The organism is Citrobacter sp. L55 (assembly GCF_002850715.1).
GTDB lineage: Bacteria > Pseudomonadota > Gammaproteobacteria > Enterobacterales > Enterobacteriaceae > Citrobacter > Citrobacter braakii.
The window spans coordinates 179,398-201,290 of record NZ_KZ559405.1; the positions used below are offsets into that span (position 1 = coordinate 179,398).

Consider the following 21,893-nt stretch of genomic DNA (forward strand, 5'->3'; position numbering starts at 1 on the left):
TCGTAATGCCTGATGGCGCTACGCTTATCCGGCCTACAGGTTTCACACGCTATTTGTAGGCCGGGTCAAACGATAGTCGCCATCTGGCACTCTTCACGCCTGGCTGATGGCCTGTTCAACCTCAAATCGATTCGTCACTTTGCTGTCGATTTTCACGTAAGCCGAATGCTCTTTCGCTACAATTAACACTTCGCTTATCCCTTCTTTAGCCAGCAGACGCTGCTTAAGGGTGTCATCTGCGGCAATCTCAGGTGGGATTTCCACTCGCAGGCTACTGACATATGGCGGCTCTTTCATTGTGCTTGCCACCAACAACCAAACTGCCGCCAGAAGCGCGCCGGCCAGGAATACCGCCTGACCATCAAACATTTCGACCACCCAACCGCCGAGCGAACCGCCAATCGCCACGCCAAGAAACTGGCTGGTGGAGTAAACGCCCATCGCCGTGCCTTTATAGCCAGCCGGAGACTCTTTGCTGATAAGCGAGGGGAGGAGGGCCTCCATCAGGTTGAAGGCGAGGAAGAATATCTGAACGCCCGCAATCAGCCCCCAAAAACGCACGTTAGCGCTCCATAATACAATCTCTGCGATAAGGATCAGTAACACGCAGGCGAGGAATACGCGCTTCATCCGCCGCTTCACTTCTGCGTAGATGATGAACGGCACCACGGAAACAAAAGACAGCAGCATCGTCACCAGATAAATTTTCCAGTGCTCTGCGGCGGGGAAACCGGCTTTCGCCAGTTGGCCCGGTAAGGCGACGAAAGTGGACATCAACAAAATGTGCAAACACATGATGCCAAAGTTGAGCTTGAGCAGTTTGGGCTCCGCCAGCACTTTGCTGAAGCTGCCTTTTACCATGCCAGATTCGCGGTTCAGCACGTGGCTGGTGCTATTGGGAACGACCCAAATGGTTAGCACGATGCCGGTGGTTGCAAGAGCTGCAATCATCCAGAACAGCGCGTGTAGTCCCAGCGCATGGGTAACGATCGGTCCTAGCACCATCGCAATGGCGAAGGTGATACCAAAGCTGACGCCGATAAACGCCATCGCTTTGGTACGGTTTTGCTCACGGGTTAAGTCGGAAAGCAGCGCCATCACGGCGGCGGCAATCGCGCCAGAGCCTTGCAAAGCGCGACCGAGAATAATGCCCCAGATTGAATCGGAGAGGGCGGCAATCACGCTGCCGAGAACGAATACCGCCAGCCCGCCGACGATAAGCGGCTTACGACCGATGCGGTCTGAAAGCAGACCAAAGGGGATCTGGAAAACGGCTTGCGCCAGACCATAAATGCCAATAGCAAGGCCAATCAGCGCTTCACTGGCCCCCTGTAGCGCCATACCGTACGTGGTCAGAACCGGCAGAACCATAAACATGCCAAGCATGCGCAACGAGAATACGGTCCCTAAACCCCAGGTGGCGCGCAACTCACCGGGCGTCATTTTGTAATCGTTCATTCCCACCTCTGTATTAATTTCGCGCCTAGTGTAAAGCGGGGAAGGAGTGCGGTAAACCTCTACGATATGTGGAATTGTGTAGTGGGAAAATTGAAATAATTACAATTGCGACTAATTTACTTGCGATAATTACAGGTGTAGTCTTTTTGTGGTTATTTCTAATGGAAAGAGGGAAAAGGAAAATGGCGATTCCGGGCAATATGTGGATTTATGACGATGGTGGTGCGCTGATTAAGGGCGGGTGTGATGTAGAGGGAAGAGAATACAGTATTGAATTTAAAGGCTTTCATCACAATTTGTCTATTCCCACTGATAACGGTACAGGCAAGCCAACAGGCACACGCCAACATTCACCGATGATGATCATCAAAGAGTTTGACTACTCTAGCCCGTATTTATACAAAGCTGTCGCTTCTGGTCAGAATCTTAAGTCTGCAGAGATTCGTTGGTACAAAATCAATGATGCCGGTCAGGAAGTTGAATACTTCAATATGTTTCTGGAAGGGGTGCGGATTGTCTCCGTTTCTCCCTCGATGGCTGGTCCAGAGGACATGAATAATAACCATCTTGAAACCATAGAATTACGCTACGAAAAAATCACCTGGAAGCATTGCGACGGGAACATTATCTATACCGACGCATGGAATGACCGGCAGACGGCATAATGGGGGATTGAATGGACACAACTGAAGAGGCGAATGGAACCTATTGGTATCATGGTCACGCTAACGTAACGTCGGGTGAACTGTTTGATTTGATATTCATTGAGCAGTTGGCAGATTCATTAGGTATCACCACGGAAGCTGTTATGCTGGTTTTGATCGGTCAACCATTTATTCCTGTCAAAGGAAAACTATCAGCAGCCACGAACACTCCAGGCACTAGTATTGCATCAATTCTATGTAGAAAACTTCTGAAAGGGGCTCGGTTCCCGTTTGGTTTAAGACTACACGCTCCTATGGGGAAGTTTTCCAAATTGAAGATGGTTCCAACAAACCAAATAGCAACTTACATAGGCCGTTGGGTTCCTTTTGTCGGGCATGCTCAGTTAATCGTGCTTTTGTTCGCGGTGACAAAACATACCCGCGATAAATACAACCTCATCGCACGACCCAAAGATCGCATACAGTGGACATCTTTCTGATGAGAAATTATGAAGCTGAAGTTATTGAGTACATCATGAAGAATTACCCAATCAGGGAACGTTGGTTTAGGCCTGGTCTTAAGCAGGTCACGAAAGAATGGACCCTGGAGGATGATTTTCAGTTTATTCCGGAAGATGCATATGATTTTTTAGCTGATTTATTTGAGCATTTTGATATTGAATATTCGAACTTTGATGGAAGGAATTATATTGAACAAGAATACCCTTTCTGGAAAAAAGATCCTCCTGAAATTGAATTAAAGCCTTTGACAGTAGAGATGATTATAGAGTCAGCAAAGGCGGGGAAATGGCTTTATGACTGAATAACATCCCTGCCAATAAAAAAGGGTGCCGGAGGCACCCTTTTCGTATCAGCAGATCTTTACCAGACGTAAGTCAGCAGGTTCTGCGAATTTGGCACCATAAAGTCAACGGACATCATCACGGAAAGCGCGGTAATGGCGATGATGGAGAAACCGAACAGCTTGCGCGCCCAGACCCTGTCATCTTCCACTTTATAACCGCGCAGCGCCATGCCCAACCACCAGACACTCACCGCCGCAGCAACAATCAGGTATTTATAACCAGCATAGCCGCCCAGGGTTAGCATCAGCGTGGCGATAGCAAACGCCACGATGTACAGCGTGATATGGTTCTTCGCGACCGAAATACCTTTCACCACCGGCAGTACCGGGATGTTGGCTGCCTGATAATCCTTAAAGCGGAAAATCGCAATCGCGTAAGAGTGCGGCATCTGCCACAGACTGAAAATAGCCAGCAGAATCAGCGCACCGCTATCGAACTCACCGGTTACGGCGCAGTAGCCAATCACCGGCGGCGCAGCACCGGAGAGTGAGCCAATCAGCGTGCCATAAACGGAATGGCGCTTCATGTACAGGCTATAGACGCCCACATAGACCACGAAGCCCATTACCCCCAGCCAGCAGGCCAGAGGGTTCGCGCCAAACCACAGCAGCATAAAGCCAGCAATACCCAGCAGGGTGGCGTATACCAGCGAGACCGCAGGGGAAATCAGACCTTTAACCAGCACACGGTTTTTGGTCCTCTCCATCTTCCTGTCGATATCCCTGTCGATGTAGTTGTTAAATACACAACCCGACGCCACAACCAGTGACACCCCAACCAACGTGTAGATAAACAGGGGATAATCAATGCTGCCTTTCGAGGCCAGCAGGAATCCCCCAATCACCGAGATCAGGTTGCCAAAGATGATGCCTGGTTTTGTTACTTGCAGGTATTGCTTAAACATCATAATCGCCGCTCTTAGTGCATCATCATGTTGTAGTTAAGGTTCCACATAATCCAGATGGAGCCCACAACCAGGATGGCGATGATTAGCACAGTAAAGACAAAGGCTGTCATGTTCCAACCTTCATCAGATTTGCTATTCATGTGCAGGAAGCACACCAGGTGCACCAGAATCTGTACCACTGCCATTGCCAGAATAGTTCCCAGAATGACGGCAGGAGAGGCAGAACCTGTCATGACCATCCAGAACGGAATAACCGTCAGGATTATCGACAGGATAAAACCTGTCATGTAGGTTTTTACGCTGCCATGGGATGCGCCGCCGCTCTCGTTAGAATGACTCATTACATCGCCCCCATCAGATAAACAACAGTGAACACACAGATCCACACCACATCCAGGAAGTGCCAGAACAGGCTCAGGCACATGATGCGGGTACGGTTAGTACTGGTCAGGCCGCGACGAGCAACTTGCACCATCAGCACCGCCATCCAGATAAGACCGGAGGTGACGTGCAGACCGTGCGTGCCGACCAGCGCGAAGAACGCAGACAGGAAGCCGCTGCGATCCGGGCCCATACCGTTAACAATCAGGTGATGGAATTCATAGAGTTCCATCCCGATGAATCCGGCACCGAACAAGAAGGTCAACGCCAGCCAGGAGATAACCTGGCTCTTGTTGTTCTTGTACATGGCGATCGCCGCCATGCCGTAAGTAATAGAGCTGAATAACAGCAGGAATGTTTCAACCAGAACGAACGGCAGTTCAAAAATGTCCTTACCTGTTGGGCCACCTGCTGTGCCGTTCACCAGAACGGCATAGGTTGCAAACAGAATAGAGAACAGAATGCAGTCGCTCATCAGGTAGACCCAGAATCCGAAGATCTTGGTCTGGCCTGCATCGTGGTGCCCGTGTTCGTGCGCGTGGGCAGTCGCGTGCGTTAAAGTATCAGTTGCCATTTTTCAGCCCTGCCTTAGTAATCTCATCGAAATGCTGGTTTTCCAGTTTTTCGACTTCCGGGACCGGCACGTAGTAATCCACGTCTTCATCAAAGCTTTTCACAATCCAGCTGATGATCATGCCTGCGAAGCTTGCAATCGCCAGCCACCAGATATGCCAGATCATGGCGAAACCAAACAGTGTTGCGAAGGCGGTAATGACGATACCGGCACCGCTGTTTTTCGGCATATGAATTTCTTCATAGTGCGCAGGCTGCTTGTACGCTTCACCTTTTTCTTTCATTTCCCAGAAGGCATCACGCTCGTGAACGTGCGGCACAACGGCAAAGTTGTAGAACGGAGGCGGGGAAGAGGTTGCCCACTCCAGCGTACGACCACCCCATGGGTCACCGGTCAGGTCGCGGTTCTGCTCGCGGTCGCGAATAGAAACGAAGATCTGAATCAGCTGGCACAGGATACCCAATGCAATCAGCGCGGCACCGCAGGCGGCAACGACCAGCATCGGATGGAACTGCGGGTCAATCTGCTGGCTGAGGCGACGGGTCATCCCCATAAAGCCCAGCACATACAGCGGCATAAACGCCACGAAGAAGCCGATGATCCAGAACCAGAATGCGCGTTTACCCCAGGTTTCGTTCAGCGTGAAGCCAAACGCTTTTGGCCACCAGTAGGTCATACCTGCGAAGCATCCAAATACGACGCCGCCGATGATAACGTTATGGAAGTGCGCAATCAGGAACAGACTGTTGTGCAGCACGAAGTCCGCACCCGGAACCGCCAGCAGTACGCCGGTCATGCCACCGACTGAGAAGGTAACGATAAAGCCAATCGTCCACAGCATCGCTGAGTGGAATACGATACGACCCTGGTACATGGTGAACAGCCAGTTGAAGATCTTCACCCCGGTCGGGATGGCGATAATCATGGTGGTAATACCGAAGAAGGCGTTTACGTTAGCGCCTGCACCCATGGTGAAGAAGTGGTGCAGCCAAACAACGAACGACAGCACGGTGATACACACGGTTGCCCACACCAGTGAGGTGTAACCAAACAGACGTTTACGTGAGAAGGTTGCAGCGATTTCGGAGAATACACCGAAGACCGGCAGAACCAGAATGTACACTTCCGGATGGCCCCAGGCCCAAATCAGGTTGATGTACATCATCATGTTGCCGCCCATATCGTTGGTAAAGAAATGGGTGCCCAGATAGCGATCCAGGGTCAGCAACGCGACGGTAACCGTCAGGATTGGGAAAGACGCGATAATCAGGATGTTCGCACACAGCGATGCCCAGCTAAATACCGGCATCTTGAACATGGTCATTCCTGGCGCACGCATCTTAATGATGGTCACAAAGAAGTTGATCCCGGTTAGGGTTGTACCAATACCGGACAACTGGACTGCCCATATCCAATAATCGACCCCGACGCTTGGACTGTACTCTATTCCCGAGAGTGGCGGGTACGCCAGCCAACCGGTCTGTGCGAATTCACCCACGCCCAGAGACAGGTTAACCAGGATTACGCCGACAACGGTGAACCAGAAGCTCAGGTTGTTCAGGAACGGGAATGCAACGTCACGTGCGCCGATCTGCAGCGGAACCACCAGGTTCATCAGACCGATAACAAATGGCATTGCCACGAAGAAGATCATAATCACGCCGTGAGCCGTGAAGATCTGGTCGTAGTGGTGAGGTGGCAGGAAGCCCGCTTCACCTGCAGAAGCCAGCGCTTGCTGACTACGCATCATGATGGCGTCGGCAAAGCCACGAATCAACATGACGATTGCGACAATGACATACATGATGCCAAGGCGTTTGTGGTCAACCGAAGTTAGCCACTCTTTCCACAGGTAGGTCCACTTACCGAAGTAAGTGATTAGGCCCAGTAAGGCCGCACCACCGATGATAATGGCAGCGATCGTAACCATGACAATTGGTTCATGGAACGGCACTGCATCCAGCGTCAATTTTCCGAACATCGTATTCTTCCTCGGCCCCTTAGTGAGCGGATTCCGCGTGGCTCATGTCCATGCCTTCCATTCCTTCGTGTGCGCTGTGCTCACCTTCGGGTTGGGTCATGTCCATGCTCTTACCGTGAGCCATAAATTTGTTAATAACGTCTTTAAACAAATCAGGTTTCACGTTGGAGAAGTATTCCACCTGGTTGTATTCGCTTGGCACAGCCACTTTTTCGAACGCAGCCATGTCGCTCATGGTGTTCGTGGACTGTTTAGCTTTAGCAACCCATTGGTCGAATTCGGCGCGGTCCTTTGTTGCGATAGCCTTGAACTTCATACCGGAGAAGCCTGGTCCGCTATAGCTTGCGGAGATACCATCATAAGTACCGACTTCGTTGGCGATCAGATGCAGTCGAGTCTGCATACCGGCCATGGCATAAATCTGGCTACCCAGACGCGGGATAAAGAAGGAGTTCATCACGGAGTTGGACGTCACTTTGAACTCAACCGGAGTATTCGCCGGGAAGGCGATTTCATTCACGGTAGCGATACCTTGTTCCGGATAGATGAAGAACCATTTCCAGTCCATGGAAACCACTTCAATGGTAATGGGCTTCTCGTCATGCGCCAGCGGTTTGCTTGGCTCAAGAGCGTGAGTGGTTTTCCAGGTCAGTACGGCAAGGAAAATGATGATTAAGATCGGCACCGTCCAGACCACAGCTTCCACTTTATTGGAGTGTGACCAGTTCGGGCTGTACTTCGCATCTTTATTGCTTGCACGATACTTCCAGGCGAAACCAACAGCCATCAAGATGGCAGGAATAACGACAATCAACATCAGGCCAAATGCCGTCAGTATCAGTGAACGTTGTTCCAGTCCAATCTGTCCTTTAGGGTCAAGCAGCGCAGAATTACAGCCACTGAGTAATGCAGTGCCTGCAATTAATGACAACCATCCCAAACTTTTATTGTATTTCCTGAGTCTCATTTAACGACCTCAATTCCACGGGACCGGGTGGCGTTTAAAGTGTGAGGGCATTTTACGGGAAGGTTACATTACTGTAAACATCCTTGGATCTGTGTTACTGGGTTCTGCCGGGCATGTCACATATGTTGCAATATATGTCGTTTTGACTTTAAGAACCTGTTGCAACATCACGTTATAACGAAAGCGGGCAAGCGGGAGACGTGCTGAGGGCAATTGGTATAACCAATACGAAAATAAAACAATTGTTTAACAATTGATTATCAATAAAAAGACAATTGAAGAACAAAAAATAAATCTGTAGTGGCTGAATCGAGTAAGGGAAATAGTATATATAAAAGGCGTCAATAATTTCCAAATTCTTTGGCGCACAAAATAACAAATAATATTTTTAGTAATTGTTGTTTATTTAGCCGTTATAATTACGCAGGGTGATTACAACGGCGATATTAATGTGGATTTTTACGCCAGGCGGGTTTTGCGCAGTGCCAGATAATCCAGCAATCCACCAAAAACGACCCCGCAGACCGCGACCACCACCGAGATTTCCAGCAGTTCCGGCAGGAAGGAGAAGTTGGTGTAATCCAGCGCGTTCATGGTTAACAGCAGCAGCCAAACCACCAGCAGACAGCAGCCCGCAACCAACGTCATTAATGCCAGGCTGTACGCGCTACGAAATTCCGTGCGCGGAATGAAGCTCTCATTTTGCCAGCTATGTTCCAGAGTCTGGCGACAAACCAGCAGCAGTATGAGGCCGGGGATAGCGGCAAACACAGAGAACAAATAAAACGTTGGCCACCCGTGCGCTTCAACAAACCAACCTGCTACCGGGCCAACGTAAACGCGACCAACGGCTGAAAGCGCGGAGAGCAGAGCGAACTGGGTCGCTGAAAAGGACTTATTGCACAGCGTCATTAATAAGGCGACAAACGCTGCCGTACCCATACCACCACACAGGTTTTCAAAGAAGACGGCGGCGGCCATACTGAACATGTGTTTGTCAGTGATGGACAATAACCAGTAGCCCGCATTCGACGCCCCCTGCAGGATGCCGAAAATCAGCAATGCGCGAAACAGCGAAAGGCGTTGCATCAGGATCCCGCCGTACAGCGCGCCAACGATGGTTGCCAGCAGTCCAAGCGTTTTATTCACCACGCCAACTTCACCCGCATCAAATCCGACGCCGCGGATTAAAAAGGTTGTAGTCAGGCTCATGGCAAAGGCATCCCCGAGCTTATACAGAACGATAAGCAGCAGAATTAGCCAGGCGTTGTTACGACCAAAGAAATCGCGCAGCGGGGCCACAACCGCTTGCTCCAGCGTTTTGGGCACCGGAATGGCATCAGTCGGTTCGGGCGCTAGCAGGGTAGCGATGATGCAAGGTATCAGCAGCGCCGCCATCAGCCAGTACATTCCTTGCCAGCCCAGCCAGCGGTCGGCCATCCACAGAGCCAGCCCACCGGAAACCAGCATCCCTAAACGATAGCCCAGCACGCTGATAGCCGCGCCGGTGCCGCGTTCTTCGGCGGGTAGCACGTCGGTTTTCCATGCGTCAAAGACGATATCCTGCGATGCCGAGCAAAACGCGATCACCACCGCAAGCGCGGCCATCCAGCGTAGCTGCGTGCCAGGCTCCAGAAAGCCCATCGCGGCGATAGAAATCAGTAACAGCACCTGAGTTGCCAACAGCCAGCCACGGCGTCGACCTAAAAACGGCGGCGTGTAGCGGTCCATTAGCGGAGACCAGAGGAACTTAAACACGTAGGCCTGGCCGACCAGAGAAAAGAAACCGATAGTTTTAAGATCGATATTCTCGACTGTCATCCATGCCTGAAGCGTACCCGAGGTCAGTGCGAGTGGTAAACCGGAGGCGAATCCCAGTATGAGCAGGATAGCTGAACGTGGTTGCTGAAAAATACGTAAGTAATGACTGGACATGGGCTTCTATAGGCCCGACGAACGCCGGGCCATATGGGCAGAAATTAACGAGCGTTCTGCTTGATGAAATCGTGAACGCTGGTGTCCTGAGACATATCAGCGATGGTATCGGTCAGCACGCTGTTAACGGCGTCAGCGATATTTTTGTTAGAGGCCTGCAGTGCGCCTTCAACAGAATAGCTTGCGCGGTAGTTTTTGGTCATCTTGTTGCCGTTAGCAGCAGTCGCAATGATGGCGATGTCTGCCTTGGTGGCGATGTTATAGCGCACGCTACCCTGGGACACGTCTGCATACAGCTGGCTAACAATGATTTGCAGGTTAACAGCACCGTTTGGCCCAATCATATAACCGCGTGCGGTCATCTGTTTTTCCAGTACTTCTTGCAGCAGGAAGCGCAGATCGCGGGACGCGGTCAGGGTAACAAGCTGGTTGTCACGGGTAACTTTTGCCAGCGCCTGATCCTGACGCTGGTCGGCACCGTTGATGCTAACGGTCACACCCATCAGGCTCGGGTCCTGCTGTGGCAGGGTAATTTTCGGGGAAACTTCAATAGTGGTCGGCGGCGTTGCGCATCCAGCTAACATAAACAGCGCGACAAACGGGACGAGGATTTTTTTAAACATGCCAGGGCTCTCAGCGAATCTAAATTGTATGGTTGGAGAAAATTCCCGCCATCATAACATCGCCAACGATGAGGGGAAGTGGGTAACGCATGTAAATTCATTGTGTTGTCAGTTTTATGTCTTTGTGGAGACCATAAACGGACTTTTTGCAATAAATCGAAGTGAGGATTTAGTGAACTTCATCCATTTGGCTGAGAAAATCAGACAAACGCTAATTTTTTGTTGCTAAGGTGTAATGAAAGCGGTAAAAGCGGCTAGTATTTAAAGGGATGGGTGACATCTCAGCGTTGTCGGAGGAAAAACTTCATGATGATTCGTGAGCAAATAGAAGAAAAATTAAGGGCAGCGTTCCAACCCGTGTTCCTCGAAGTTGTGGATGAAAGCTATCGTCACAATGTCCCGGCAGGTTCTGAAAGCCACTTTAAGGTTGTGCTGGTTAGCGATCGCTTTACAGGTGAGCGTTTTCTGAATCGTCATCGGATGATTTACAGCACCTTAACGGTGGAGCTTTCCACAACCGTTCATGCACTTGCCCTGCATACCTACACCATTAAGGAGTGGGAAGCGTTGCAGGATACGATTTTTGCATCGCCTCCGTGTCGTGGGGCGGGAAGCATCGCGTAAAAACGGATTTGCAACAACCGACGCTTTTCCAGTATGTTGCTACAGATTATGTGAAAACGGCCTGCGGGCCGTTTTGTTTTGTCTGAATTCTGGGGCAGTCGTACAGTATTCAGACAAAAATTAGCCGGGAATTGTGAAAAAAGCCGCAGCAACGCGCGATAACCGTTCTCGACTCATAAAAGTGATGCCGCTATAATGCGCGTCTTATTTTTCGGAATGTCTTCGGGATGATTCTGACGACAGGGAATGTGATTGCTTATGAGAACATCCCAGTTCCGCGAAGCCAACAACCTGTGCTTGCGGAGAAGAGTTGACCGAGCACTGTGATTTTTTGAGGTAACAAGATGCAAGTTTCAGTTGAAACCACTCAAGGCCTTGGCCGCCGTGTAACGATTACTATCGCTGCTGACAGCATCGAGACCGCTGTGAAAAGCGAGCTGGTCAACGTAGCGAAGAAAGTGCGTATTGACGGTTTCCGCAAAGGAAAAGTACCGATGAATGTTGTTGCTCAGCGTTATGGCGCGTCTGTTCGCCAGGACGTTCTGGGCGACCTGATGAGCCGCAACTTCGTTGACGCGATCATCAAAGAAAAAATCAATCCGGCTGGCGCACCGAACTACGTTCCGGGCGAATACAAACTGGGTGAAGATTTTACTTACGCGGTAGAGTTCGAAGTTTACCCGGAAGTTGAGCTGACTGGCCTGGAAGCAATCGAAGTTGAAAAACCGGTTGTTGAAGTCACCGACGCTGACGTTGACGTGATGCTGGACACCCTGCGTAAGCAGCAGGCTACCTGGAAAGACAAAGACGGCGCTGCTGATGCAGAAGACCGTGTAACCATCGACTTCACCGGCTCTGTAGACGGCGAAGAGTTCGAAGGCGGCAAAGCGTCTGACTTCGTACTGGCGATGGGCCAGGGTCGTATGATCCCAGGCTTTGAAGAAGGCGTTAAAGGCCACAAAGCTGGCGAAGAGTTCACTATCGATGTGACCTTCCCGGAAGAGTACCACGCTGAAAACCTGAAAGGTAAAGCCGCTAAGTTCGTTATCAACCTGAAGAAAGTTGAAGAGCGCGAACTGCCGGAACTGACTGAAGAATTCATCAAACGTTTCGGCGTTGAAGATGGTTCCGTAGCGGGTCTGCGCGCTGAAGTACGTAAAAACATGGAACGTGAGCTGAAAGGTGCTGTGCGCAACCGCGTTAAGTCTCAGGCGATCGAAGGTCTGGTAAAAGCTAACGACATCGACGTTCCGGCTGCTCTGATCGACAGCGAAATCGACGTTCTGCGTCGTCAGGCTGCACAGCGTTTTGGCGGCAACGAAAAACAAGCTCTGGAACTGCCGCGTGAACTGTTCGAAGAACAGGCTAAGCGTCGCGTAGTTGTAGGTCTGCTGCTGGGCGAAGTGATTCGTACCAACGAGCTGAAAGCTGACGAAGATCGCGTTAAAGGCCTGATCGAAGAGATGGCTTCTGCTTACGAAGATCCGAAAGAAGTTGTTGAGTTCTACAGCAAAAATAAAGAGCTGATGGACAACATGCGTAACGTCGCTCTGGAAGAGCAGGCTGTTGAAGCCGTTCTGGCGAAAGCGAAAGTGACTGAAAAAGCCACTTCCTTCAACGAGCTGATGAACCAGCAGGCGTAATTCGTCGCTTATTTAGCACGAATTTCGTACGCAAGCCCGTCACCTTTTGGTGGCGGGTTTTTTTTTGTCACGGATTTTGCATGGGAAGAGTGCGAAAACAGCGTTTCAGTGTTAGCGTTACAACAAAAGATTGTTATGCTTGAATTATGGCGATGTCGTACCCATTACAGAGGGACTAGCTGATAATCCGTCCATAAGGTTACAATCAGCACAGCAGGTTTTTTCAAATTTTATCCAGGAGACGGAAATGTCATACAGCGGCGAACGAGATAACTTTGCACCCCATATGGCGCTGGTGCCGATGGTCATTGAACAGACCTCACGTGGAGAGCGCTCTTTTGATATCTATTCTCGTCTACTTAAGGAACGCGTCATTTTTCTGACCGGCCAGGTCGAAGACCATATGGCTAACCTGATCGTGGCGCAGATGCTGTTCCTGGAAGCAGAAAACCCAGAAAAAGATATCTACCTGTACATCAACTCCCCTGGTGGAGTGATCACTGCCGGGATGTCTATCTATGACACCATGCAGTTTATTAAGCCGGACGTCAGCACCATTTGTATGGGCCAGGCGGCCTCAATGGGCGCGTTCCTGCTGACTGCCGGGGCGAAAGGTAAACGTTTTTGCCTGCCTAACTCTCGCGTCATGATCCACCAGCCACTGGGCGGTTACCAGGGCCAGGCAACGGATATTGAAATTCATGCCCGTGAAATCCTGAAGGTAAAAGGGCGCATGAACGAACTTATGGCGCATCATACGGGTCAATCTCTTGAGCAGATTGAACGTGATACCGAGCGCGATCGCTTCCTCTCCGCTTCTGAAGCGGTAGAGTACGGTCTGGTCGACTCGATTTTGACCCATCGTAATTAATGCCCAGTGCGCAGGTGTACCGCTATAATTACCTGGAGCGGCACAACGCTGACTAGCGTCTTGCGCCTGAGAATGGCATTTGCGTCGTCGTGTGCGGCACAAAGAACAAAGAAGAGGTTTTGACCCATGACAGATAAACGCAAAGATGGCTCGGGCAAATTGTTGTACTGCTCTTTTTGCGGCAAAAGCCAGCATGAAGTGCGTAAGCTGATTGCCGGACCATCCGTGTATATCTGCGACGAATGTGTTGATTTATGTAACGACATCATTCGCGAAGAGATTAAGGAAGTAGCACCGCACCGTGAACGCAGTGCGCTGCCGACGCCACATGAAATTCGCAACCACCTGGACGATTACGTTATCGGTCAGGAGCAGGCGAAGAAAGTGCTGGCGGTCGCGGTATACAACCATTACAAACGTCTGCGCAACGGCGACACCAGCAATGGCGTCGAGTTGGGCAAAAGTAACATCCTGCTGATTGGCCCGACGGGTTCCGGTAAAACGCTGCTGGCTGAAACGCTGGCACGTCTGCTGGACGTTCCGTTCACTATGGCCGATGCCACCACGCTGACCGAAGCTGGTTATGTGGGTGAAGATGTTGAAAATATTATTCAGAAACTACTGCAGAAGTGCGATTACGACGTGCAGAAAGCACAGCGTGGGATCGTCTATATCGATGAAATCGACAAGATTTCTCGTAAGTCTGACAACCCGTCCATTACCCGTGACGTTTCCGGCGAAGGCGTACAGCAGGCGCTGTTGAAACTGATCGAAGGTACGGTTGCTGCCGTTCCACCGCAGGGAGGGCGTAAACATCCTCAGCAGGAATTCCTGCAGGTTGATACCTCCAAGATCCTGTTTATCTGCGGCGGTGCCTTTGCCGGTCTGGATAAAGTCATTGCTAACCGTGTTGAAACGGGCTCCGGCATTGGTTTTGGCGCAACGGTAAAAGCGCAGTCTGATAAAGCCAGCGAAGGTGAACTGCTGTCGCAGGTGGAGCCGGAAGATCTGATCAAATTTGGTCTGATCCCTGAGTTCATCGGGCGTCTGCCGGTTGTAGCGACGCTGAGCGAACTGAGTGAAGAAGCGCTGATCCAGATCCTGAAAGAGCCGAAAAACGCCCTGACCAAGCAGTACCAGGCGCTGTTCAATCTTGAAGGTGTTGATCTGGAATTCCGTGAGGAAGCGCTGGATGCGATCGCCAAAAAAGCGATGGCACGTAAAACCGGTGCTCGTGGTCTGCGTTCTATCGTCGAAGCCGCACTGCTTGACACCATGTACGATCTGCCTTCTATGGAAGACGTCGAAAAAGTGGTGATCGATGAGTCGGTGATTGGCGGCCAGAGCAAGCCATTGCTGATTTACGGTAAGCCGGAAGCGCAGCAGGCATCTGGCGAATAATTCATCAATTCATACAGACATTTAATTAATAAGGGGGGATTTTATCTCCCCTTTTATTTTTCCGTAAACATGGCGTTGAATGTGTGGGAAACATCCCCATATACTGACATACATGTTAAAGGTGGTGTGGAGCACAGTCGTACCACCTGATTACCTGGCGGAAACTAAACTAAGAGAGAGCTCTATGAATCCTGAGCGTTCTGAACGCATTGAAATCCCCGTATTGCCGTTGCGCGATGTGGTGGTTTATCCGCACATGGTCATACCCTTATTTGTAGGGCGGGAAAAATCTATCCGTTGTCTGGAAGCGGCTATGGACCATGATAAAAAAATCATGCTGGTTGCCCAGAAAGAAGCGTCAACGGATGAGCCGGGTGTAAACGATCTTTTCACCGTCGGGACCGTGGCCTCTATTTTGCAGATGCTGAAACTGCCTGACGGCACCGTAAAAGTGCTGGTCGAGGGGTTACAGCGCGCGCGTATTTCAGCGCTGTCTGACAACGGTGAGCACTTCTCTGCGAAAGCGGAGTACCTTGACTCGCCTGCTATTGATGAGCGCGAACAGGAAGTGCTGGTGCGTACCGCTATCAGCCAGTTCGAAGGCTATATCAAGCTGAACAAGAAAATCCCGCCCGAAGTGCTGACGTCGCTGAACAGCATTGACGATCCTGCACGTCTGGCGGACACCATCGCTGCGCACATGCCGCTGAAGCTTGCTGACAAGCAGTCCGTACTGGAGATGTCCGACGTTAACGAACGTCTGGAATATCTGATGGCGATGATGGAATCTGAAATCGATCTGCTGCAGGTTGAGAAACGCATTCGCAACCGCGTGAAAAAGCAGATGGAAAAATCCCAGCGTGAGTACTATCTGAACGAGCAGATGAAAGCCATTCAGAAAGAGCTCGGCGAGATGGACGATGCGCCGGACGAAAACGAAGCGTTGAAGCGTAAAATCGACGCGGCGAAAATGCCGAAAGAGGCAAAAGAGAAAGCGGAAGCAGAACTGCAGAAGCTGAAAATGATGTCTCCGATGTCAGCGGAAGCGACCGTAGTCCGTGGCTACATCGACTGGATGGTTCAGGTGCCGTGGAATGCGCGTAGCAAGGTCAAAAAAGATCTGCGTCAGGCTCAGGAAATCCTCGATACTGACCATTACGGTCTGGAACGCGTCAAAGACCGTATTCTTGAGTATCTCGCGGTTCAAAGCCGTGTGAATAAAATCAAGGGGCCGATCCTGTGTCTGGTTGGGCCGCCGGGGGTAGGTAAAACTTCTCTGGGACAGTCCATCGCTAAAGCAACCGGACGTAAATACATCCGTATGGCGCTGGGCGGCGTGCGTGATGAAGCTGAAATTCGCGGTCACCGCCGGACCTATATTGGTTCGATGCCGGGTAAACTGATCCAGAAAATGGCTAAAGTGGGCGTTAAAAACCCGCTGTTCCTGCTTGATGAGATCGACAAAATGTCTTCCGACATGCGTGGCGATCCGGCTTCCGCACTGCTTGAGGTGCTGGATCCAGAGCAGAACGTGGCGTTCAGCGATCATTACCTGGAAGTGGACTACGATCTCAGCGACGTGATGTTCGTTGCGACCTCTAACTCTATGAATATTCCCGCACCGTTGCTGGATCGTATGGAAGTGATCCGTCTGTCCGGGTATACCGAAGACGAGAAGCTGAACATTGCTAAACGTCATCTGTTGCCGAAACAGATTGAGCGTAACGCGCTGAAAAAAGGCGAGCTGACGGTCGACGATAGCGCCATTGTGGGCATTATTCGTTATTACACCCGTGAAGCTGGCGTGCGTAGTCTGGAGCGTGAAATTTCCAAACTGTGCCGTAAAGCGGTGAAACAGCTGCTGCTCGACAAGTCGCTGAAACATATTGAGATCAATGGCGACAACCTGCACGACTACCTGGGCGTACAGCGCTTTGACTATGGCCGCGCGGACAACGAAAACCGCGTAGGTCAGGTAACCGGTCTGGCATGGACGGAAGTGGGCGGCGATCTGCTGACCATCGAAACCGCTTGCGTACCGGGTAAAGGTAAGCTGACCTACACCGGTTCTCTGGGTGAAGTCATGCAGGAATCCATTCAGGCTGCGCTGACCGTGGTGCGCGCGCGCGCGGAAAAACTGGGCATTAATCCGGACTTTTACGAAAAACGCGACATCCACGTTCACGTACCTGAAGGGGCGACGCCGAAAGACGGTCCAAGTGCGGGTATTGCCATGTGTACCGCGCTGGTTTCTTGTCTGACCGGTAACCCGGTTCGCGCCGCGTGGCGATGACCGGCGAGATCACCCTGCGTGGCCAGGTTCTGCCTATCGGTGGTTTGAAAGAAAAACTGCTGGCAGCACACCGTGGTGGTATTAAAACAGTCTTAATTCCAGACGAAAACAAACGCGACCTGGAAGAGATTCCGGACAACGTAATTGCCGATCTGGACATCCATCCGGTGAAACGCATTGAGGAGGTTCTGACGCTCGCGTTGCAAAATGAGCCCTCCGGAATGCAGGTTGTGACCGCAAAATAGTGACCTCGCGCAAAGAGCACTAATAAAAACAGGGCTGGCAGGCCATTTCGGACTTGCCAGCCTTTTTTTGTATAGCTAATTTAGATGACGGATTGGGCTTGCCATCATTAACGGGTGTTGTAAGGGCATGGCAGGCCTGATATAACTGCTGCGCGTTCGCACTTTGAAGGATTCAGGTGCGATATAAATTATAAAGAGGAAGAGAAGAGTGAATAAATCTCAACTGATCGACAAAATTGCTGCAGGGGCTGATATCTCTAAAGCTGCGGCTGGACGTGCGTTAGATGCAATTATTGCTTCTGTTACTGAATCTCTGAAAGAAGGTGATGACGTAGCGCTGGTAGGTTTTGGTACTTTTGCCGTTAAAGAGCGTGCTGCCCGTACTGGTCGCAACCCGCAAACGGGTAAAGAGATCACCATCGCCGCGGCTAAAGTACCGGGCTTCCGTGCAGGTAAAGCACTGAAAGACGCGGTAAACTAAGTGATTTCCCCTTTGGGGATGTGACGAAGTACAAGGGCGCATCGACTGATGTGCCTTTTTTATTTGTAATTCCGGTACTTTCTACGCGTTGTGGGCTGACAATTGCCCCTGTTTCTTGTCACAATAGGCCTTTGTACGCAGCGTTCAGGAAACGCTATGCTGCGTGAAGCATATATACTCAAAATCCTTGCCGCCGCTGTTGTGACAACGCGCAGGCGGCTTGAGAGATAACGCGTATAGTCATCTACAGCGGAGTGTGGTTACACCATGATGGACAGCTTACGCACGGCTGCTAACAGTCTCGTGCTCAAGATTATTTTCGGTATCATTATCGTGTCGTTCATTTTGACCGGCGTGAGTGGTTACCTGATTGGCGGGGGCAATAACTTCGCCGCCAAAGTGAATGGCCAGGAGATTAGCCGCGGGCAGTTCGAGAATGCGTTCAACAGCGAACGTAACCGCATGCAGCAACAGCTGGGCGATCAATACTCCGAGCTGGCTGCGAACGAAGGCTACATGAAAACGCTGCGTCAGCAGGTGCTGAATCGTCTTATTGACGAAGCGCTGCTGGATCAGTACTCCCGCGAGCTTAATCTCAACATCAGCGACGATCAGGTTAAACAGGCTATTTTCGCCACGCCTGCGTTCCAGGTGGACGGTAAATTTGATAACAATCGCTACAACGCGATTGTTAATCAGATGGGAATGACCGCAGACCAGTACGCTCAGGCATTACGTAATCAGCTTACTACCCAGCAACTGATTAACGGTGTTGCCGGTACGGACTTCATGCTGAAAGGCGAAACGGACGAGCTGGCGGCGCTGGTCGCACAGCAGCGTATCGTTCGCGAGGCGACAATTGACGTTAACGCACTGGCCGCGAAGCAGTCTGTTACCGAGCAAGAAGTTGCCAGCTACTACGAGCAGAATAAAAACAACTTTATGACGCCGGAACAGTTCCGCGTGAGCTACATCAAGCTGGATGCTGCTGCTATGCAGGAGACGGCCAGCGATGCGGATATTCAGGCTTATTATGACCAGCATCAGGATCAGTTCACTCAGCCGCAGCGTAACCGCTACAGCATCATTCAGACCAAAACGGAAGATGAAGCCAAAGCGGTACTGGACGAGCTGAACAAAGGCGGTGATTTCGCTGCGCTGGCAAAAGAAAAATCTGCTGACATCATCTCTGCCCGTAAAGGCGGTGATATGGGATGGCTGGAAGATTCCACCACCCCGGATGAGCTGAAGAATGCCGGTCTGAAAGAGAAAGGCCAGCTGTCAGGTGTGATTAAGTCTTCCGTTGGTTTCCTCGTTGCGCGTCTTGACGACGTGCAGCCTGCGCAGGTTAAACCGCTGAGCGAAGCCCGCGACGACATTGCGGCGAAAGTGAAGCAGGAAAAAGCGCTGGATGCCTACTATGCGCTGCAGCAGAAAGTGAGCGATGCCGCCAGCAACGATAACGAATCCCTGGCGGGCGCGGAGCAGGCGGCGGGTATGAAAGCGGTTGAAACGGGCTGGTTTAGCCGTGACAGCCTGCCGGAAGAGCTGAACTTCAAACCGGTCGCTGACATCATTTTCAATGGTGGTTTGGTTGGTGAGAACGGTACGCCTGGCAGTAACTCCGACATCATCACCGTGGATGGCGATCGCGCGTTTGTACTGCGTATTGCAGAGCACAAAGCTGAAGCCGTTAAACCACTGGCTGAAGTGAAAGATCAGGTAACTGCGCTTGTTAAGCACAATAAAGCAGAGCAGCAGGCGAAGCTTGATGCCGATAAACTGCTGGCGGATCTGAAAGCTGGTAAAGGCGATGAAGCCATGAAAGCGGCGGGTCTGAGCTTTGGCGAGGCGAAAACGCTGAGCCGTACGGGTCAGGATCCGCTGAGTCAGGCGGCCTTTGGCCTGAGCCTGCCGGCGAAAGACAAACCGAGCTACGGCGTGGCGAACGACATGCAGGGTAACGTTGTACTGCTGGCGCTGGACGAGGTGAAAGCCGGTTCTATGCCTGAAGAGCAGAAGAAAGCGATGGTTCAGGGGATTACCCAGAACAATGCGCAGATTGTCTTTGAAGCGCTGATGAGCAACCTGCGTAAAGCCGCAAAAATTAAAGTCGGTGACGCGCTGGAACAGCAGCAATAACCGAGGCTACTCGCAAAAAATTGCAAAAAATTGTATCAACCAAAGGCCGCTTTCGCGGCCTTTTCCATTTCTGATATTTGCCGTTTGTCTGCCGTTCTGCACCTCGCTATCGTGATTCCACTGTTAACAAACAAGGAGAAAACAGTATGAAACATGGAATCAAAGCCCTGCTTATTACCCTTTCATTGACCTGCGCCGGTATGGCTCAAAGCGCACTGGCTGCAGAGCCAGTCGCCAAAAGCCAGGCGACTCAAGTCAAAGCGGATGCTACGGGGGTAGCACAAAGCAAAGCCACGCAACCGGCTAAAGCGAGCGATGATGAAGGCACCAGGGTAAGCATCAACAGCGCTTCTGCGGAGGATTTAGCGCGAGTCATGAATGGCGTAGGTCTGAAGAAAGCGCAGGCGATTGTCAGCTATCGTGAGGAGTACGGGCCGTTTAAAACGGTGGAGGACTTAAAGCAGGTACCGGGCATGGGGAGTTCGCTGGTAGAGCGCAATCTGGCAGTTTTAACACTTTAATAACTTGCAGAGTGCTGAAAGTTTGCCAGACTGTAGAGGTCATACCAGTTATGACCTCTTACCCTGAAGTGTGTTCCTATAAAAACAACGTAAGGCTCCTGCGCTATGCAAACACAAATCAAAGTTCGTGGTTTTCATCTTGATGTCTATCAGCACGTTAACAATGCTCGCTATCTTGAGTTTCTGGAAGAAGCCCGCTGGGATGGCCTGGAAAACAGTGACAGCTTTCAGTGGATGACCGCACACAACATCGCTTTTGTGGTCGTGAATATTAACATTAACTACCGCCGCCCTGCGGTGCTGAGCGACCTGCTGACCATTACCAGTCAGGTGCAACAGTTAAATGGCAAAAGCGGTGTGTTGAACCAGACTATCACCTTGGAGCCGGAAGGACAGGTGGTGGCAGACGCGTTGATTACCTTCGTCTGTATTGATTTGAAAACGCAAAAGGCGCTACCGCTGGAAGGGGAGTTGCGCGAAAAACTGGAGCAGATGGTGAAGTGATGGAAGGAAGCCTGACGGCGCTTCGCTTATCAGGCTTACGGGCGATATTGACCACGGTGAATGTCGAAAGCCGGATAAGGTGCGTGCACCGCCATCCGGCAAAACGATCACTTTAGTCCTGTTTTCTGCTTCATTGCCGCCATCACTGCCGGTTTATCTGCCTGATAATGGTTCAGGCCGTTGGCGCGCAGATTACAGGCCGCGCAGTGACCGCAACCGTCACCTTTGATGCCGTTATAGCAGGTCAGCGTTTCTTCGCGTACCAGGTCCAGCTTGCCCCAGTAATCGGCCAGTGCCCAGGTTTCGGCTTTATCGATCCACATCAGCGGGGTTTCAAAGCGGATATCTTTCGCCATTCCCAGGCTTACGGCATGGTTTAGGGCTTTGACGAACTCATCGCGGCAGTCCGGATATCCAGAGAAATCCGTTTCACAAACGCCGGTAATGACCGCCTCCGCCTGCACCTGATACGCGTAAATCGCCGCCAACGTTAAAAACAGAATATTGCGTCCTGGCACAAAGGTATTAGGAATGCCGTTCGCATCCGGTTCGTAATCGGGTACCGGAATGTTATCGCGGGTCAGGCTGCTGACGGCCAGTTCGCTGAGCAGCGTTACATCAAGTACCTTGTGCGCACGCGCGCCAAGTTTTAAGGCCAGGTCACGTGCGACATCAATCTCAGCGCGATGGCGCTGACCATAATCAAAGGTCACGCAGTGCACTTCATCATACTGATGCAGCGCTTGCGCCAGACAGGTTGTGGAGTCCTGACCCCCACTGAATACAACAACGGCACGTTTCATGGTTTTTCCTGACAAATAACGAAACCCTT

At 51.1% G+C, this 21,893-nt stretch carries 20 protein-coding genes and 1 pseudogene; 12 read left to right on the top strand and 9 right to left on the bottom strand.

The window, feature by feature from the left end; all coding sequences use genetic code 11:
- Nucleotides 1-93: 93 nt before the first annotated feature.
- Nucleotides 94-1,458, bottom strand: coding sequence for an MFS transporter (locus tag B9P82_RS15955; protein ID WP_016152045.1), 1,365 nt, complete (start codon nt 1,456-1,458; stop codon nt 94-96).
- Between the two features lie 182 nt (nt 1,459-1,640).
- Here B9P82_RS15955 and B9P82_RS15960 point away from each other — a divergent pair, with 182 nt between their 5' ends.
- The 3 genes from B9P82_RS15960 to B9P82_RS15970 are packed head-to-tail and all read left to right on the top strand — an operon-like array spanning nt 1,641 to nt 2,925.
- On the top strand, nt 1,641-2,123 hold the full coding sequence (locus B9P82_RS15960) for an Hcp family type VI secretion system effector (protein WP_046276105.1): 483 nt from the start codon (nt 1,641-1,643) through the stop codon (nt 2,121-2,123).
- 11 nt (nt 2,124-2,134) lie between these two features.
- A complete protein-coding gene (locus B9P82_RS15965) occupies nt 2,135-2,602 on the top strand; it encodes an STM2901 family protein (RefSeq protein WP_016152047.1) in 468 nt (155 codons plus the stop codon).
- Nucleotides 2,602-2,925, top strand: coding sequence for a DUF1493 family protein (locus B9P82_RS15970; protein WP_016152048.1), 324 nt, complete (start codon nt 2,602-2,604; stop codon nt 2,923-2,925). The genes B9P82_RS15965 and B9P82_RS15970 overlap by 1 nt, the downstream gene beginning before the upstream one ends.
- A 59-nt stretch (nt 2,926-2,984) precedes the next feature.
- Here B9P82_RS15970 and cyoE read toward each other — a convergent pair whose 3' ends face one another.
- From cyoE to B9P82_RS16005, 7 genes are all read right to left on the bottom strand, one after another.
- The gene (gene cyoE / locus B9P82_RS15975) at nt 2,985-3,875 is read right to left on the bottom strand and encodes a heme o synthase (RefSeq protein WP_003831005.1); all 891 of its coding nucleotides are present in this window, start codon (nt 3,873-3,875) and stop codon (nt 2,985-2,987) included.
- A gap of 11 nt (nt 3,876-3,886) precedes the next feature.
- A complete protein-coding gene (locus B9P82_RS15980) occupies nt 3,887-4,216 on the bottom strand; it encodes a cytochrome o ubiquinol oxidase subunit IV (protein WP_003831006.1) in 330 nt (109 codons plus the stop codon).
- Nucleotides 4,216-4,830: a cytochrome o ubiquinol oxidase subunit III gene (locus tag B9P82_RS15985; RefSeq protein ID WP_003831007.1), complete on the bottom strand. Its 615-nt coding sequence runs from the start codon at nt 4,828-4,830 to the stop codon at nt 4,216-4,218. Before B9P82_RS15985 ends, B9P82_RS15980 begins: the two co-directional genes overlap by 1 nt.
- A complete protein-coding gene (cyoB, locus tag B9P82_RS15990) occupies nt 4,820-6,811 on the bottom strand; it encodes a cytochrome o ubiquinol oxidase subunit I (protein WP_003831008.1) in 1,992 nt (663 codons plus the stop codon). Before cyoB ends, B9P82_RS15985 begins: the two co-directional genes overlap by 11 nt.
- Before the next feature lie 19 nt (nt 6,812-6,830).
- On the bottom strand, nt 6,831-7,778 hold the full coding sequence (cyoA, locus tag B9P82_RS15995) for a cytochrome o ubiquinol oxidase subunit II (RefSeq protein ID WP_003847580.1): 948 nt from the start codon (nt 7,776-7,778) through the stop codon (nt 6,831-6,833).
- 459 nt (nt 7,779-8,237) lie between these two features.
- Nucleotides 8,238-9,713 (bottom strand): muropeptide MFS transporter AmpG, encoded by a 1,476-nt coding sequence (gene ampG / locus B9P82_RS16000; RefSeq protein WP_047416883.1) that lies wholly within the window; start codon nt 9,711-9,713, stop codon nt 8,238-8,240.
- Nucleotides 9,714-9,757: 44 nt separating this feature from the next.
- The gene (locus tag B9P82_RS16005; protein WP_016152050.1) at nt 9,758-10,336 is read right to left on the bottom strand and encodes a lipoprotein; all 579 of its coding nucleotides are present in this window, start codon (nt 10,334-10,336) and stop codon (nt 9,758-9,760) included.
- Nucleotides 10,337-10,642: 306 nt separating this feature from the next.
- Between B9P82_RS16005 and bolA the strand changes: the two genes are divergently transcribed.
- The 9 genes and pseudogenes from bolA (at nt 10,643) to fadM (ending at nt 21,061) form a co-directional block, all read left to right on the top strand.
- Nucleotides 10,643-10,960, top strand: a complete 318-nt coding sequence (gene bolA / locus B9P82_RS16010) for a transcriptional regulator BolA (RefSeq protein WP_016152051.1) — start codon at nt 10,643-10,645, stop codon at nt 10,958-10,960.
- A gap of 344 nt (nt 10,961-11,304) precedes the next feature.
- Nucleotides 11,305-12,603 (top strand): trigger factor, encoded by a 1,299-nt coding sequence (tig, locus tag B9P82_RS16015; RefSeq protein ID WP_003021622.1) that lies wholly within the window; start codon nt 11,305-11,307, stop codon nt 12,601-12,603.
- A gap of 247 nt (nt 12,604-12,850) precedes the next feature.
- Entirely contained in the window at nt 12,851-13,474 is a 624-nt protein-coding gene (clpP, locus tag B9P82_RS16020) for an ATP-dependent Clp endopeptidase proteolytic subunit ClpP (protein ID WP_003021624.1), read from the top strand.
- Nucleotides 13,475-13,600: 126 nt separating this feature from the next.
- On the top strand, nt 13,601-14,875 hold the full coding sequence (clpX, locus tag B9P82_RS16025) for an ATP-dependent protease ATP-binding subunit ClpX (RefSeq protein ID WP_003831013.1): 1,275 nt from the start codon (nt 13,601-13,603) through the stop codon (nt 14,873-14,875).
- A 184-nt stretch (nt 14,876-15,059) separates the two neighbouring features.
- Nucleotides 15,060-17,413, top strand: a pseudogene (lon, locus tag B9P82_RS16030) (endopeptidase La).
- A gap of 190 nt (nt 17,414-17,603) precedes the next feature.
- Nucleotides 17,604-17,894: a nucleoid-associated protein HU-beta gene (hupB, locus tag B9P82_RS16035; RefSeq protein WP_219352570.1), complete on the top strand. Its 291-nt coding sequence runs from the start codon at nt 17,604-17,606 to the stop codon at nt 17,892-17,894.
- A 267-nt stretch (nt 17,895-18,161) separates the two neighbouring features.
- On the top strand, nt 18,162-20,036 hold the full coding sequence (gene ppiD, locus B9P82_RS16040) for a peptidylprolyl isomerase (RefSeq protein ID WP_016152053.1): 1,875 nt from the start codon (nt 18,162-18,164) through the stop codon (nt 20,034-20,036).
- Nucleotides 20,037-20,182: 146 nt separating this feature from the next.
- Nucleotides 20,183-20,557 (top strand): helix-hairpin-helix domain-containing protein, encoded by a 375-nt coding sequence (locus tag B9P82_RS16045; RefSeq protein ID WP_016152054.1) that lies wholly within the window; start codon nt 20,183-20,185, stop codon nt 20,555-20,557.
- A gap of 105 nt (nt 20,558-20,662) precedes the next feature.
- Complete coding sequence (gene fadM, locus B9P82_RS16050; protein ID WP_016152055.1) at nt 20,663-21,061, top strand: long-chain acyl-CoA thioesterase FadM; 399 nt, start codon at nt 20,663-20,665, stop codon at nt 21,059-21,061.
- 107 nt (nt 21,062-21,168) lie between these two features.
- Here the strand turns inward: fadM and queC are convergent, their stop codons facing one another.
- A complete protein-coding gene (gene queC / locus B9P82_RS16055; protein ID WP_046276088.1) occupies nt 21,169-21,864 on the bottom strand; it encodes a 7-cyano-7-deazaguanine synthase QueC in 696 nt (231 codons plus the stop codon).
- Nucleotides 21,865-21,893: the final 29 nt, after the last annotated feature.

What these genes read in the sequence shown, in the direction of transcription:
- B9P82_RS15955 (WP_016152045.1), bottom strand. Translation starts at nt 1,458, where the DNA reads ATGAACGATTACAAAATGACGCCCGGTGAGTTGCGCGCCACCTGGGGT.
- B9P82_RS15960 (WP_046276105.1), top strand. Translation starts at nt 1,641, where the DNA reads ATGGCGATTCCGGGCAATATGTGGATTTATGACGATGGTGGTGCGCTG.
- B9P82_RS15965 (WP_016152047.1), top strand. Translation starts at nt 2,135, where the DNA reads ATGGACACAACTGAAGAGGCGAATGGAACCTATTGGTATCATGGTCAC.
- B9P82_RS15970 (WP_016152048.1), top strand. Translation starts at nt 2,602, where the DNA reads ATGAGAAATTATGAAGCTGAAGTTATTGAGTACATCATGAAGAATTAC.
- cyoE (WP_003831005.1), bottom strand. Translation starts at nt 3,875, where the DNA reads ATGATGTTTAAGCAATACCTGCAAGTAACAAAACCAGGCATCATCTTT.
- B9P82_RS15980 (WP_003831006.1), bottom strand. Translation starts at nt 4,216, where the DNA reads ATGAGTCATTCTAACGAGAGCGGCGGCGCATCCCATGGCAGCGTAAAA.
- B9P82_RS15985 (WP_003831007.1), bottom strand. Translation starts at nt 4,830, where the DNA reads ATGGCAACTGATACTTTAACGCACGCGACTGCCCACGCGCACGAACAC.
- cyoB (WP_003831008.1), bottom strand. Translation starts at nt 6,811, where the DNA reads ATGTTCGGAAAATTGACGCTGGATGCAGTGCCGTTCCATGAACCAATT.
- cyoA (WP_003847580.1), bottom strand. Translation starts at nt 7,778, where the DNA reads ATGAGACTCAGGAAATACAATAAAAGTTTGGGATGGTTGTCATTAATT.
- ampG (WP_047416883.1), bottom strand. Translation starts at nt 9,713, where the DNA reads ATGTCCAGTCATTACTTACGTATTTTTCAGCAACCACGTTCAGCTATC.
- B9P82_RS16005 (WP_016152050.1), bottom strand. Translation starts at nt 10,336, where the DNA reads ATGTTTAAAAAAATCCTCGTCCCGTTTGTCGCGCTGTTTATGTTAGCT.
- bolA (WP_016152051.1), top strand. Translation starts at nt 10,643, where the DNA reads ATGATGATTCGTGAGCAAATAGAAGAAAAATTAAGGGCAGCGTTCCAA.
- tig (WP_003021622.1), top strand. Translation starts at nt 11,305, where the DNA reads ATGCAAGTTTCAGTTGAAACCACTCAAGGCCTTGGCCGCCGTGTAACG.
- clpP (WP_003021624.1), top strand. Translation starts at nt 12,851, where the DNA reads ATGTCATACAGCGGCGAACGAGATAACTTTGCACCCCATATGGCGCTG.
- clpX (WP_003831013.1), top strand. Translation starts at nt 13,601, where the DNA reads ATGACAGATAAACGCAAAGATGGCTCGGGCAAATTGTTGTACTGCTCT.
- ppiD (WP_016152053.1), top strand. Translation starts at nt 18,162, where the DNA reads ATGATGGACAGCTTACGCACGGCTGCTAACAGTCTCGTGCTCAAGATT.
- B9P82_RS16045 (WP_016152054.1), top strand. Translation starts at nt 20,183, where the DNA reads ATGAAACATGGAATCAAAGCCCTGCTTATTACCCTTTCATTGACCTGC.
- fadM (WP_016152055.1), top strand. Translation starts at nt 20,663, where the DNA reads ATGCAAACACAAATCAAAGTTCGTGGTTTTCATCTTGATGTCTATCAG.
- queC (WP_046276088.1), bottom strand. Translation starts at nt 21,864, where the DNA reads ATGAAACGTGCCGTTGTTGTATTCAGTGGGGGTCAGGACTCCACAACC.